At 25.7% G+C, this 14317-nt stretch carries 15 protein-coding genes; 14 read left to right on the forward strand and 1 reads right to left on the reverse strand.

Annotated features, from left to right (window positions below):
- The first annotated feature begins 4 nt into the window (after nt 1-4).
- The 12 genes from CRIB_RS04560 (at nt 5) to CRIB_RS04615 (ending at nt 11904) form a co-directional block, all read left to right on the forward strand.
- Complete coding sequence (locus CRIB_RS04560) at nt 5-406, forward strand: YbaN family protein (protein ID WP_180703353.1); 402 nt, start codon at nt 5-7, stop codon at nt 404-406.
- Nucleotides 396-2168 carry an ABC transporter ATP-binding protein/permease gene (locus CRIB_RS04565; protein WP_180703354.1) on the forward strand — a complete coding sequence of 591 codons (1773 nt, stop codon included), beginning with the start codon at nt 396-398 and terminating at the stop codon, nt 2166-2168. Before CRIB_RS04560 ends, CRIB_RS04565 begins: the two co-directional genes overlap by 11 nt.
- Complete coding sequence (gene cydC / locus CRIB_RS04570; RefSeq protein WP_330404945.1) at nt 2161-3834, forward strand: thiol reductant ABC exporter subunit CydC; 1674 nt, start codon at nt 2161-2163, stop codon at nt 3832-3834. Before CRIB_RS04565 ends, cydC begins: the two co-directional genes overlap by 8 nt.
- A gap of 10 nt (nt 3835-3844) precedes the next feature.
- Nucleotides 3845-4138: a nitrous oxide-stimulated promoter family protein gene (locus CRIB_RS04575; RefSeq protein ID WP_180703355.1), complete on the forward strand. Its 294-nt coding sequence runs from the start codon at nt 3845-3847 to the stop codon at nt 4136-4138.
- Between the two features lie 350 nt (nt 4139-4488).
- Nucleotides 4489-5700 (forward strand): cation:proton antiporter, encoded by a 1212-nt coding sequence (locus CRIB_RS04580; RefSeq protein ID WP_180703356.1) that lies wholly within the window; start codon nt 4489-4491, stop codon nt 5698-5700.
- 333 nt (nt 5701-6033) lie between these two features.
- Nucleotides 6034-6135: a hypothetical protein gene (locus CRIB_RS12800; RefSeq protein ID WP_243633578.1), complete on the forward strand. Its 102-nt coding sequence runs from the start codon at nt 6034-6036 to the stop codon at nt 6133-6135.
- A gap of 76 nt (nt 6136-6211) precedes the next feature.
- Nucleotides 6212-7669, forward strand: coding sequence for a MocR-like pyridoxine biosynthesis transcription factor PdxR (gene pdxR, locus CRIB_RS04590; RefSeq protein ID WP_180703357.1), 1458 nt, complete (start codon nt 6212-6214; stop codon nt 7667-7669).
- Nucleotides 7670-7904: 235 nt separating this feature from the next.
- The gene (locus tag CRIB_RS04595; RefSeq protein ID WP_180703358.1) at nt 7905-8357 is read left to right on the forward strand and encodes a MarR family winged helix-turn-helix transcriptional regulator; all 453 of its coding nucleotides are present in this window, start codon (nt 7905-7907) and stop codon (nt 8355-8357) included.
- Nucleotides 8358-8654: 297 nt separating this feature from the next.
- Complete coding sequence (locus CRIB_RS04600; protein ID WP_180703359.1) at nt 8655-9776, forward strand: DUF1648 domain-containing protein; 1122 nt, start codon at nt 8655-8657, stop codon at nt 9774-9776.
- A 236-nt stretch (nt 9777-10012) separates the two neighbouring features.
- Nucleotides 10013-10387, forward strand: a complete 375-nt coding sequence (locus CRIB_RS04605) for a GntR family transcriptional regulator (RefSeq protein WP_180703360.1) — start codon at nt 10013-10015, stop codon at nt 10385-10387.
- Nucleotides 10388-10398: 11 nt separating this feature from the next.
- The gene (locus CRIB_RS04610) at nt 10399-11250 is read left to right on the forward strand and encodes an ABC transporter ATP-binding protein (protein ID WP_180703361.1); all 852 of its coding nucleotides are present in this window, start codon (nt 10399-10401) and stop codon (nt 11248-11250) included.
- Between the two features lie 3 nt (nt 11251-11253).
- Complete coding sequence (locus CRIB_RS04615; RefSeq protein WP_180703362.1) at nt 11254-11904, forward strand: ABC-2 transporter permease; 651 nt, start codon at nt 11254-11256, stop codon at nt 11902-11904.
- Nucleotides 11905-11984: 80 nt separating this feature from the next.
- Here CRIB_RS04615 and CRIB_RS04620 read toward each other — a convergent pair whose 3' ends face one another.
- Nucleotides 11985-12212 carry a hypothetical protein gene (locus tag CRIB_RS04620; protein ID WP_180703363.1) on the reverse strand — a complete coding sequence of 76 codons (228 nt, stop codon included), beginning with the start codon at nt 12210-12212 and terminating at the stop codon, nt 11985-11987.
- A 138-nt stretch (nt 12213-12350) separates the two neighbouring features.
- On the opposite strand from CRIB_RS04620, the gene larE reads away from it, so the two are divergent.
- Together larE and CRIB_RS04630 are read left to right on the forward strand one after the other, a co-directional pair.
- Nucleotides 12351-13148 (forward strand): ATP-dependent sacrificial sulfur transferase LarE, encoded by a 798-nt coding sequence (gene larE / locus CRIB_RS04625; protein WP_180703364.1) that lies wholly within the window; start codon nt 12351-12353, stop codon nt 13146-13148.
- Between the two features lie 18 nt (nt 13149-13166).
- Entirely contained in the window at nt 13167-14312 is a 1146-nt protein-coding gene (locus CRIB_RS04630; RefSeq protein ID WP_180703365.1) for a THUMP domain-containing class I SAM-dependent RNA methyltransferase, read from the forward strand.
- The last annotated feature ends 5 nt before the right edge of the window (nt 14313-14317 follow it).

Genomic DNA, 14317 nt, shown 5'->3' on the forward strand with positions numbered 1-14317 from the left:
TAGAATGAGTAAATTAAAAAAGGCAATGTACTTATTAGTTGGATTAATAGCATTTGTACTAGGTTTTATAGGAATATTTTTACCACTACTACCAACAACACCATTATTTTTATTAACATCATTTTGTTTATTAAAAAGTAGTGAAAAATTAAATGAAAAGTTTATGCAAACTAAGATGTACGAAAAATATGTAAAATCATTTGTAGAAAAAGGTGGAATGACTTTAAAAGCAAAACTTTGCTTAACAGTTCCAGTATCACTATTACTACTGTTTATGTTTTTAACTATAGAAAATACAATGATGAGAATGATAATCATAATAATGTGGTTGGCAAAAGTAATAGTATTTACAAGGATGAAGACAATAAAAGTTGAGACAAATAGGGAGGCATATGATGGTCAATAAAAGATTATTATCACTTTGTGAGGATTCAAAAAAGTGGGTAGGTATGACGGTTTTAATGAACTGGATATCTATAATATGCAATATTGCAATAGTAGTTTATATAGGGAACGTAGTAGACAAACTATATAATAATGATTTTAATATAAATATGCTAGGTTCAGCGATATTTATAATAGCAATGCTAGGAATTAGATTTGTATGTAATTTCTTATCAACAAAATTTTCTTCTAAATCTTCAACAGAAGTAAGAAAAGGATTAAGATCGAAAATATATCAAAAGTTATTAGATTTAGGTGTTAACTATAAGGATACAATATCAACTTCATCAACTGTGCAAATATCAGTAGATGGAGTAGAAGCCTTAGAAATATACTTTGGTAGATATTTACCGCAATTATTTTATAGTTTATTAGCACCACTTACATTATTTGTAGTGGTAGCGCCAATAAGCTTTAAGGCAGCCATAGTATTATTAATATGTGTACCTTTAATACCGGTATCAATAATAGCTGTAATGAAATTTGCTAAAAAACTATTAGGAAAGTATTGGGGGATATACACTAATTTAGGAGATTCTTTCTTAGAAAACTTACATGGACTTACAACATTAAAGATATATGATTTAGATGCAGAAAAAAATGAAGAAATGAATAAAGAAGCTGAAAATTTCAGAAATATAACTATGAAAGTATTATCAATGCAATTAAACTCTATAAATATTATGGACCTTATTGCTTTTGGAGGATCAGCTCTAGGGATAATAATCGCTATAAGTCAATATAGCCAAGGAAATATAACTATAGGTCAAGTACTTATAATAATATTACTTTCATCAGAATTCTTTATACCACTTAGACTTCTTGGATCATATTTCCACGTAGCTATGAATGGTATGGCTGCAAGTGATAAAATATTTAATTTATTAGATACAGAAATAGAAAAAATAGAAAATTTAACTAAAGAAGAAATGAATTTATTAAAAGATATAAATATAGAAATAAAAAATGTAGACTTTAGTTATAACAAAGAAAGAAAAGTACTTAAAAATGTAAATGTAACTATACCAAAAGGAAAAATGATTGCCTTAGTTGGAGAAAGTGGATGTGGTAAGAGTACTATAACTAACTTACTATTAAAACAAGAAAAAGTAGATAGTGGTGAAATAACACTAAATGGAATAAATTTAAATTATATACCATTTGAAGTATTAACTAAAAAGGTTGGATTTATAAACCATAGTGCATACATATTTAATGGAACAATAGAAGACAACTTAAGGATGGGTAAATTTGATGCAAATGAAAGAGAAATAAATGAAGCACTTAAAAAAGCTAATTTATATGATTTTGTACAAAGCTTACCAGAAAAGTTACAAACAAATGTTGGAGAAGGTGGAGCGTTTCTATCAGGTGGTCAAAAGCAAAGATTAGCTTTAGCTAGAACTATAATAACAAATCCAGAGATATATATATTTGATGAAGCAACCTCAAATATAGATGTAGAAAGTGAAGAAAAAATATGGAAGGCTATATATGAGTTAGCAGAAAATAAAACTGTTATAGTAATATCTCATAGATTAGCCAATGTTAAAAATGCAGATAACATTTATGTATTAGATAAAGGGAATATAGTAGAAAGTGGAAGTCATAAAGACCTTATGATGTATAATGGAAAATATGCACAATTAGTAAATCATCAAATAAGCTTAGAAAGTATATACAAGGAGAACGTAATGCAAAAGGAGGTGGCTATAAGTGAATAATAGACAATCAGGTATGAAAATTATGGCAAGGCTTATAAAAATACTTAAGCCGCTAGCACCAGTTATGATGATAACAATAAGCTTTGGAGTACTAGGATTTTTAGCTGCAATAGCAATAACAACTTTTGGAGGGGTTGCTATTGCTACAAAGCTTGGAATAGATATGTCAGTAACATTTAAAACAAGTATAACTGTAATAATAGTATGTGCAGTACTTAGAGGATTACTTAGATATATAGAACAATATTCGGGTCACTATATAGCCTTTAAGATACTTGCAATACTTAGAGATAAGGTATATAAAGCACTTAGAAAATTAGCACCATCAAAGCTAGAATCTAAGGAAAAGGGAAATTTAATTTCAGTAATAACAAGTGATATAGAATTATTAGAAGTATTTTACGCTCATACAGTAGCTCCAATAGCTATAGCGATAATTACTTCTATAATAATAGCTTTAGTTTTAGGAAGTATCAATGTATACTTTGGATTAATATCAGCAGGATTTTATATAATAGTAGGTTATGTAATACCAGTTTTATCTTCTAAATATGGAAATAAGGCTGGAGTAGAATATAGAGAAGAATTTGCTAAAACAAATAGCTTCTTATTAGAATCCTTAAAAGGTATAAAAGAAGTATTGTTATTTAATCAAGGTGAAAAAAGATTAGCTAAAATAAATGAAAATAGTGATAAACTAAATGCTAAATTAGATGATATCAAAAAACATGAAGGTATAATAAGAGCTTGTACAGATGTAACTATAATGATAGCTATATTAACTTTCTTATTTGTTGGTATACACTTAATGCAAAATAATGTATTAAATTTAGGAGAGTTAATAGTAGCAATAGTATTATTATCTAGTTCATTTGGTCCAGTTGTAGCTTTAAGTAACTTATCAAATAACTTAATACATACTTTTGCTTGTGCTCAAAGATTATTTAATATATTAGATGAAGTACCAGCAGTTGATGAAGTAGAAGGTGAAATAAGTCTTAAAACTTCAGAGATGTCTATAGAAAATATGGACTTTAACTACGGTGATAGAAATGAAAAGTTATTAAATAATATAAACCTAGATATAAGAAAAGGTGAAAAAATAGCTATACTTGGTGAAAGTGGATGCGGTAAGAGCACATTACTTAAGCTTATGATGAGATTTTGGGATGTAAACAAGGGATCTATAAATATAGATAATAATAATATAAAAAATGTTCCAACTAAGACTTTAAGAAAAACTCAAACTTTAGTTACACAAGAGACTTTCTTATTTAATGATAGTATAGAAAATAACATAAAAATAGGTAAAATAGATGCTACTGAAGAAGAAGTAATACAAGCTTGTAAAAAAGCATCAATACATGAGTTTATAACTACTTTACCACAAGGATATAAGACTAATGTTGGTGAGTTAGGAGGAAATTTATCTTCAGGAGAAAGACAAAGATTAGGTATAGCTAGAGCTTTTCTACATGATGGAGATATATTAATCCTTGATGAACCTACAAGTAACTTAGATACTTTAAATGAAGCTGAAATACTAAAGAGCTTAGAAAATCATTGTAAAGATAAAACTATTGTAATGGTATCTCATAGAAAGTCAAGTGCAGCTATATGCGATAAAAAGATTTATGTTAAAAATAATACATTAACTTATAACTAAAGGTGAAATTATGACTAGAATAGAAAAAGAAAAACAAACTATAGATCTTATGATAAATATATATTGTAAAAAGAAGCATAAGGGCAAAGATGGATTATGTGAAGAGTGCCAAGAATTATTAGAATATGCATATAAGAGACTTGATTTTTGTAAGTTTGGAAATGAAAAGAGCTTTTGTAGCAAATGTCCGATACATTGCTATAAAAAGGATATGAAGGCTAAAGTTAAGGATGTTATGAAATTTTCTGGACCTAGGCTTATGATATATAGTCCTATTCAGTTTATTAAACATATATTTGAGTAAATAAAATTGTCTTCAAGAAGACAAGATAAATAGATTAAGATACTATAAAGAATAATAAAAGATAAAATATGTCTAAAACCTATATGAAGATAATTTGATTTAATAAAAATCAGTATCTTTATATAGGTTTTTATTATATAAATATATTTTATATTTGAATCTAGATATTCAGAGGAAGATTTTTTAATAATAACTTGAAAAAGTGATAATGTATTAATTTAAGTAAAATATCAAATGAAGTGAGTTTTTATGATTAGTTTAATTTAAGGTGTAGCAAATTTATATAATTTTCATATATTAATATAATGTTATATTTATATAAATAAAGGTTATTGGAGGTATATTAGCGTATGCTATCTTATGGATACTTATTGGACTTAGCTTTAATATTATTAAGTACAAAACTTTTAGGTATAATTACTAAAAAGTTTAAAATGCCTCAAGTAGTAGGTGCATTGTTAGCAGGATTAATATTTGGTCCTGCAATGCTTAATATATTAAAAGAAACAAATTTTATAATACAATTATCAGAGTTAGGTGTTATTTTATTGATGTTTTCTGCAGGATTAGATACGGATTTAAAGGAACTAAAAAAAACTGGGAAGGCATCTTTTATAATTGCTTTATTTGGAGTATTAATTCCTCTGATTGGTGGTTTTTTAGTGGCACATTTATTTAATGATCTAGACATAATGAAAGGAGCTACTACAAATGTTTTATTACAAAATATATTTATAGGAGTTATTTTAACAGCAACTTCTGTAAGTATTACAGTAGAGGCTTTAAAAGAAATGGGAAAATTAAACACTCATGCGGGGACTGCAATATTAGGAGCTGCTATTATAGATGACATACTTGGTATTATTGCATTAACTATTATAAGTAGTATGGCAGATACTTCTGTCAATGTTGGCTTTGTATTACTAAAAATAGTTGCATACTTTATTTTTGTAATTGTAATTGGAATTATTTCGCATAAAGTATTTGATATATGGATGAAACATGAAAATAGAGACAGAAGAAGATTTATAACTGCTTCTCTTGTATTCTGTTTACTATTAGCCTATGTTTCTGAAGAGGTATTTGGTGTTGCAGATATTACTGGTGCATTTATTGCAGGATTGATATTATCTAATGTAGAGAGAAAAACATATGTAGCTAGTAGATTAGATATTTTATCTTATTCTCTATTATCACAAGTATTTTTTGCTAGTATAGGACTTAAGGTTGTATTACCTAATATGAGTACTGGAGTAGTAATATTTGCTACTTTGCTTACTGTTGTAGCCATATTGACTAAAATTATAGGTGCAGGTATAGGTGCTAAGATGTGTCATTTTTCAAATGAGGAATGTATACAAATAGGAACAGGTATGGTATCTAGAGGTGAGGTTGCACTTATAGTTGCAAGTAAGGGGGCAGCACTTGGAGTACTTTCTAATGTACTGTTAGGACCTATTGTTATAGTTGTTGTTGTCACAACTATAATTTCACCTATTTTATTAAAGTTAGCTTTTAGAGATAAAGAAAATAATATAACATTAAATCCTGATGGAAAATAACCATCAGGATTTAATGTTATATTATGGGTTATTCACAATATTATAATATATTAATAGAATAGGGAAGTTTCATTTAATAAAAGTTAAGGTTACTTTATTTAAATTATGTAAACTATACGGTGATTTTATTTTTCGTACAGTAACAAATATGTTTAAGAGTATTATTTTAATTTAAAATATATTACTTATTTATACAAATTCTGAATTATTTGATTATAATGCTAAATAGGAACAAAATAGTAAAATAGAAGAATGTTTACAAAATCAAATAAATGAAATACTAAAAGCTTGTTGGTATATTTTTTTTATTGCAAAGCTTATGTAAGAATTGATATGATAATATATGATGGTGTACCATATGTTCTTGAATTAAATACACTTTTGGGATTAACTAAAACTAGTTTGATACCAAAAGTGCAGCTGAGGTCGGTTTAAGTTTTAGCGATTTATTAGATAAAATAATAGAATATTTATTAGAACCATCAAGTAGTAATAAAATTGAGGTGGTAGTGTGTTACTTTCTAATCTTGTAATTAACAAAGATGAACCAATTTATATACAAATAAAAAGATATATAAGTAATATGATATTAAAGGGATTGATACCTAATAATAGCAAGCTACCTTCTACAAGGGAGCTTAGTCAAGTTTTAAATGTAAGCAGAAATTCTGTAACTTTAGCCTATGAAGAATTAAAAGCCGACGGGCTAATATATTCAGTATCAGGTAAGGGAACTTTTACAAAGTCAAATAGTAGTTTAAATCAAAGTAATTGGTGCATCAATTGGGAAGATAAACAAAATAGTTATTCTAAAGTGGCAAATGATATGGATATAATAAAAAACGAAATACCTTGGGAAAATAACTTAATTTCTTTTAAAAGTATATCTCCAAATGGAGATATGTTTGATATAGATGAATTAAAAAAATCATTTTTAAATAGATTATCTTTAGAGGGACATAAATTACTTAATTATGGCTATGCAAAGGGATATAAGCCTCTTATCGAGTATTTATTAGAATATATGAGTAAAAAAGGTGTGGATACATACAATAAAGATATATTAATAACTAATGGATTTACAGAAGGTTTAGACATTATTTTATCTTCTTTTACTTCATCTGGAGATTATATAATTTGTGAAAATCCAACTCATAATACATCTATAAAGATTATGAAGGCCTTAGGTTTAAAGTTGATAGGAATAGATATAAATGAAAATGGATTAGATTTTGATTTGTTAGAAGTAAAGTTAGAAAAATATAAAGATAAAATAAAGTTTGCTTATATTACACCGTCATATCATAATCCAACTGGCACAGTAATGTCACCTGAAAATAGATACAAATTTTATAATTTGATGAAAAATAATAATATACCAATTATAGAGGATGGATTTAATGAAGAACTCCTTTATTCTAGTTCTCATATATTTCCTATATGCTCATTAGATAATTTAAGTAATGGCATAATTTATATTGGTAGTTTTTCAAAAATATTATTTCCAGGTATGAGAATAGGATGGATATTAGCAGATAAAAATGCTATTTCAAAATTAGAAAGTGTAAAAAGATGTAGAAATATACATGTATCTTTTTTGGATCAAGGAATATTATATGATTATCTACAAAATGGAGCATTTGAAAAATATATTAAGAAAGTGCGTAAATTTTATGGAGATAAATTTAACTTTGCATATAAATGTGTAGAAAAATATATTCCTAATGAATATATTTTTGGAGATGGCGGACTTCATTTATTTTTAAAACTTAAAAATATAGATACTAGAGAATTATTAAATAAGTGTTATGAAAAAGGCGTTATTTTTATGCCAGGAGATATATTTTATATTAATAATGAGGTTAATAATACTTTAAGATTAGGCTTTTCTAGATTATCCTTTGAAGAAATAGAAAAGGGTATAAAGATTATTGGTGAAACTATTAAAGAACTCCCTATTAAAGATTAAAATATGGAGTTTTTTAATAGTTTTTATTAGATAAAATTATAATAGAAAATGTTATTTGGTTGTATAGTTATATATTTTTATGGATATAGAAATAATGATTAAATATAAAATATAATATTTTTATAAAAAACTTATTACCTATATATTTTTTGTTAAAATGTGTATGTAACAATTGAAGTTAAATGTAGATTTTATTATAATAATATTTGAAAATAAAACTATGGAGAGCATTACTATGAGAAAAATAGAAGAAGTGTTAAATAAATTATTAGTTCAATTATTTTATGATATCTTACACATTGAAGAAAAGTCTCTTAAGAATACAGAATTTCCTGATTTATCTATAACTGAAATACATACAATAGAGGCAATTGGATTGAATAAGTCTAGAACTATGGGAGAAATTGCACACGACTTAAGAATAACTGTAGGGACATTAACTACAGCTGTAACAAAGCTTATCAAAAAAGGTTATGTTGAAAGAAAAAGAATTGAAGAAGATAGAAGAGTAGTACTTGTGAACTTAACTTCTAAAGGAGAAGAGGTCTATAAAGTGCATCAAGTGTTTCATGAAGAGATGATATGCTCGATACTTAGCAATTTCTCAGATGAAGAAGAACTAGTTTTATCAAAGTCACTTGAAAAGTTAAATGTTTTCTTTGAAGAAAAATATAAAAGCTTCCAATAATATGGGAGCTTTTTATGGTTAATTATACTGATATTATAATGTTTTAAAAAATGTGTATAACTTATGAAGGTAAGCAATATTAACAAGCTATTTTGAGAGTAGAAAAAATTTGAAATGATTTGCTTACACAGTGACTCAAGAAAGGAACTAAGTTATTTGGACATGAATTATTTTGCCGATATATTGGTTAAGCGAAGTAAATTTTTTATTTTATTGATATAGTGTTATAATTATTAGCACTATTATATATTTATAAAAATATATAATAGTACTAATAAAATATTAGGGGATGAATTTATGAAGAATATAATTGGGGATACAGTCTTTATAATCATAATATTGTTTATTCACTTATTAGTTATAAGTACTCAATTAATAAGTAGCAAAGATTATTTTTATGGAGTATATATAAGATCTATAGAGCTAGATGATAACTTTAAAAATAAAATTGGTAAAGGATTTAAGTTTAGTTTAAATAAAGGATTACTCATAGTTATAATGATATATTTTATAGTTAAATTTTTATTTATGTTAAATACAGGTATAAATATATTATTAATTAGTTGTATATATTTATTTATAGCTTATATCAATTTAAAAAAAGCATATACAAAAGTAAAGGAATATAAGAATAAATATATAACTGAGCATAATATAGAGATAAATAAAAAATATGATAAATTCAATAATGTATATAAAGATAAAGAGTTAACTTTAATTCAAAATAAAGTAGTTAAAAAGTTTAAAGTATTATTTGGAGTATGTGTAGGACTTTCAATACTTTCATTTTTATATGTAGCTATAAATTATAAATCAATGCCCGAGACTATTATAACCCATTGGGGAGCTAATGGAGAGCCCGATGTTTTTTCACGAAAGTCAATAAAAGATGTATTTTTAATGAACTTTATAGATTTATCTATGGTTATATTATTGGTATATATATTCTTAGGTAGTTTGAGGAGTAGAATTTATATAGATAATGATAAAAAAGATGAAAAGCTAATAAAAGCTAAAAAATATTTAAATGGGATAGGATATTCATCTTTACTTCTTATACTTAGTATGCAGTCTATGACAACAGTAATACCTATATATATTGTTAAGCAAGAAAATATACCTATAGCAATTGTAATTATAGGATGTATAGTTCCAATATTTATTACAGTAGCTTTGATTTATTTTTATATAATGATTACCTCTTTAAATACAAAAGATAAATCTGTTTATAAAATGGAAAGTGATGATGAAAAATGGATATATGGATTTATATATTATAATAAGGATGATCCACAGTTTTTAGTACAGAAAAGGTTAGGTGCTGGATGGAGTGTAAATATGGCAAATCCTAAAGGTAAAATATTTACAGCACTTTTATTTATAATAACAGTAGTATCTTTGGTTTTACCATTTATTTAGATATATTTTATAAATATATAAAGAGAGATATTTGATAATTTTAATGACAAAAAATATAATTAATGAAAAAAGATAGGTACTAAATTAATTTAGTATCTATCTTTTTTGTTATATAAATACATTAATGAAGTGTATCAAAAAAAGATAGACATAAAGGAACGAAAATGTTATTATATGTATATAATTAATATATACACTTTATATACACTTTATATACACTGGAAAGAGGTGATACATTGAATATAAATATAAGTAATACTTCAACAATACCGTTATATGAACAAATACAAACACAAATAAAAAGCCAGATACTAAATGGCAACTTAAAGTCAGGAGAGGGTTTACCATCTATAAGAAATTTAGCAAAAGAGTTGAAAGTAAGTATAATAACAACGAAAAGAGCCTATGAAGAATTAGAAAAAGAAGGATTTATAGAAACTGTGACAGGAAAGGGTACATTTGTATCAAAACAAAATACTGAGAGATTAAAAGAGATTACACTATATGATATAGAAAATAAACTAGAAGAAATTATAAAACAAGCAAAAGTAGTAGGCGTTACGTTAGAAGAGGGAATTGAAATATTTAAAAGTATATATGAAGAGGTATAGGAGGTTAGATTATGAATGCTATAGAAATTAGAAATTTAAGTAAAACCCTAGATGGATTCACTTTAAGTATAGATAAACTAGATATAAAAAAAGGATTTATAACTGGGTTTATAGGTCCTAATGGTAGTGGTAAAACAACGACTATAAAATTAATAATGAATATGTTAAACAAAGATAATGGAACTATAAAGGTGTTTGATAGAGAATATAAAATAGATGACTTATATATAAAAGAAACAATAGGATATGTTGGAGATATTTCTGGATATATGAAAGAAGCAAAATTAAAGGATATTAAAAAAAATATAGCTTTATTCTATAAAAATTGGGATGAGAGTTTATATAAATACTACTTAAATAAATTTAATATAGATGAAAATAAAATATATAAAGAATTATCTAAAGGTCAACAAAAAAAGTTTGAACTTATAATGGCACTTTGCCATCATCCAAAGTTAATAATAATGGATGAACCAACGGCAAACTTAGACCCAATAGTTAGAAATGAATTTATAGAAGTTTTACAAGAACATATAGAAAAAGATGGAGTAACAGTTTTCTATTCTACACATATAACTTCTGATTTAGATAAAGTTGGAGATTATTTAGTATTTATATACAATGGGAAAATTATACTAAATGGAGATAAAGAAAGTATATTAGAAAGCCACAGAATAATAAGAGGTAGTAAAGATTTATTAGATGATGATACAAAGAAAGCTTTTATATCATACAAAGAAAGCTCTTTTGGATTTGAGGGATTAACTTCTAATCATAATGTAGCATATGAGATATTTGGAGAAGAAGTAGTCTATGATAAAGCGAATCTAGAAGATATATTAATGTATTATACTAGGGGGTAAGTTATGAATAATATTATAAATCTTACAAAAATGAGTTTTACAAATTTAAAATCAGTATATAAACAAATATGGTTTATATGGATAGTATGGATAGGAGTAGCTATTTTTAATCCATTCTTTTTAAATATGTTATTTGGACTAAGTATACTATTAACCCTATATCAAGTAATGGCATATGAAGATAATAATGGTATAAATTATTTAATATCGTTTCTTCCAGTAAAGAGAAGTGAATATGTTATATCTAGATATTTATTAGGTATTGGAAGTTTATTATTATCTATAATAGTAATATATATAGTACACCTAGTATCAACACAAATAAATCCATTAAAAGAAGTACCCATAAAAATTTTATTACCAATAAGTATAACTTCAGCTATATTAGCTATGTCTGTAATAATTCCTTTAGTTTTAAAGTTTGGCATAAATAAGGGAAGAGTATTCATGTCTATAATAATTATGGCTATAGCTATGGCGCCTATATCAATAATATCAGATATAAGTAAAAATCCTAAAATGATAGATAATATTATGAATATAATCAATAATATAGGTCTGCCTATTATAGTTAGTATTATAAATATAGTAATGATACTAATATCTATATTTATAAGTATAAAATTATATCAACATAAAGAAATAAAAGAATAGTACGTAGTTTATTGAATAATAGAGAGCACGTAGAAGAATTAAGGGTTATTTAAAATAGCCCTTAATTTATTTAAGATTTATTACTTTTGATATATTTTTGGTATAAACATTGTAACATTATCTAAGCTAGTAATAGAATTATAAATAAGCTCAGCGTTATCTTCTAGATTATTATTATCAAGTTTTAAGCTTAGTATAATAGAATTAAGTAAATATATATCTAATATATTAGAATTATCTCTGAATATTAATTTAATTCCATTATTACATCTAAGAAAGTTTTTTAAAATCTCATAATTAATTTTCATATATTACCCCCTGTTTATGATAACTTTATAATATAATAAATACCAATAAACTTCAAATTAAAACTATTAAATAAATTAAATTTGCTTTATATCAATACATTTTATATAATTAACTTATTATACCTTGGAGGTAATCTTATGGAAGTTAATATAAAATTAGACAACCTAAGAAAAAGACTATTAGAATTAGAAAGTGTAGCAATAGCTTATTCAGGAGGGGTAGACAGCAACTTTTTACTTAAGGTAGCAAAGGAAACTTTAAAAGATAAAGTAATTGCAGTAACACTTCATGCTATTATGCATTCAGATAGAGAGATAGAAGAATCTATAAATTATGCCAAAGAATTTGGTGTTAATCATATAGTTGTTAATGTTGATAATTTTAAAATTGAAAAATTTATAGAAAACAATACTGATAGATGTTATTACTGTAAAAAAGAAGTATTTAAAATCATAAAAGAAATCGCAGCTAAACATAATATAAAGTATGTACTAGATGGAACTAATTTAGATGATTTAGGTGATTTTAGGCCAGGTCTTAAAGCACTTGAAGAATTAAATATAATAAGTCCGCTTAAAGAGTGTGGATTAACGAAAGATGATATAAGATATTTATCAAAAAATATGGGACTTAATACTCATAATAAGCCTGCTTTTGCATGTCTTGCAACTAGAATACCATATGGGACAAAAATAACAAAAGAATTGCTTAAAAAAATAGAAAAAAGTGAAGAATACTTAATAAGTATAGGATTTAATCAATTTAGAGTAAGAGCACATAATGATATTGCAAGAATAGAAGTTGGTAAGGATGAAATATATAAATTTTTCAATGAAGATTTATTAAATAAAACTGATAAAAAATTAAAAGAAATAGGATTTAAATATGTAACCCTAGATATGGCAGGATATGAAATGGGAAGCATGAATAAGTAGTACATTTAGGAGGATGACATGAAAAAAAGTTATACATTAATATCACCTTGCTTTTTTGGTATGGAAAAAATGCTAGCAAGAGAGATAAAGGATTTAGGATTTGAAATAATCAAAACAGAAGATGGAAGGATTACATATAAAACTGGTGAAGATGGAATAGCTAAGGCTAATATGTGGTTAAGATGTGCAGAAAGAGTTCATCTTAAAGTAGCAGAATTTGAGGCTAGAACATTTGATGAGTTATATGAAAATACTAAAAGAATAAATTGGTCAAGATATATTCCATATGGAGCACAATTTCCAGTATCAAAAGCATCATCTATAAAATCAAAATTATATTCTACAACAGATATACAGTCTATAGTAAAAAAAGCTATAGTTGATAGCCTTAAAAAAAGTTATATGGAAACTGGTATATTAAAGGAAGATAAAGAAAAGTATCCAGTATATGTATTTTTACATAAGGATAAAGTTACGATATCAATAGATACAACTGGAGATGCACTTCATAAAAGAGGATACAGAGAAAAAGCAAATAAAGCTCCAATAAGAGAAACATTAGCAGCAGGGATCATGAGTTTAGTGCCATGGAAACCAGGAAGAATATTAGTAGACCCGATGTGTGGATCTGGAACTATGCTTATAGAAGCTGCAATGATGGGGATAAATATGGCTCCTGGTCTTAATCGTGAGTTCATATCAGAAAAATGGAGAACATTAGATAAAAAAATCTGGTGGGATACTAGAAAAGATGCTTTTGATAAAATAGATAATGATGTGGAATTTAAAATATATGGATATGATATAGATGAAGAAGCACTAGAAATTGCAAAGGAAAATGCTGAAATAGCAGGTGTAGATGAATATATAGAGTTTAAATTAGGAAATGCCATAGATTTTAAAAGTGATGAAGAATATGGATTTATAGTTACGAATCCTCCATATGGAGAAAGACTAGAAGACAAAGAAAGTGTACAAAGCTTATACAAACATTTAGGATATACATTTAGAAATTTAAAGAATTGGTCATATTATTTAATAACTTCGTACGAGGACTTTGAAAAAGAATTTGGACAAGAAGCAGATAAAAGAAGAAAGTTATACAATGGAATGCTAAAAACTAACTTGTACCAATATATAGGACCACGTCCACCTAAAAAATAATTAAT

The sequence above is a fragment of the Romboutsia ilealis genome, assembly GCF_900015215.1.
Classification (GTDB): Bacteria; Bacillota; Clostridia; order Peptostreptococcales; family Peptostreptococcaceae; genus Romboutsia; species Romboutsia ilealis.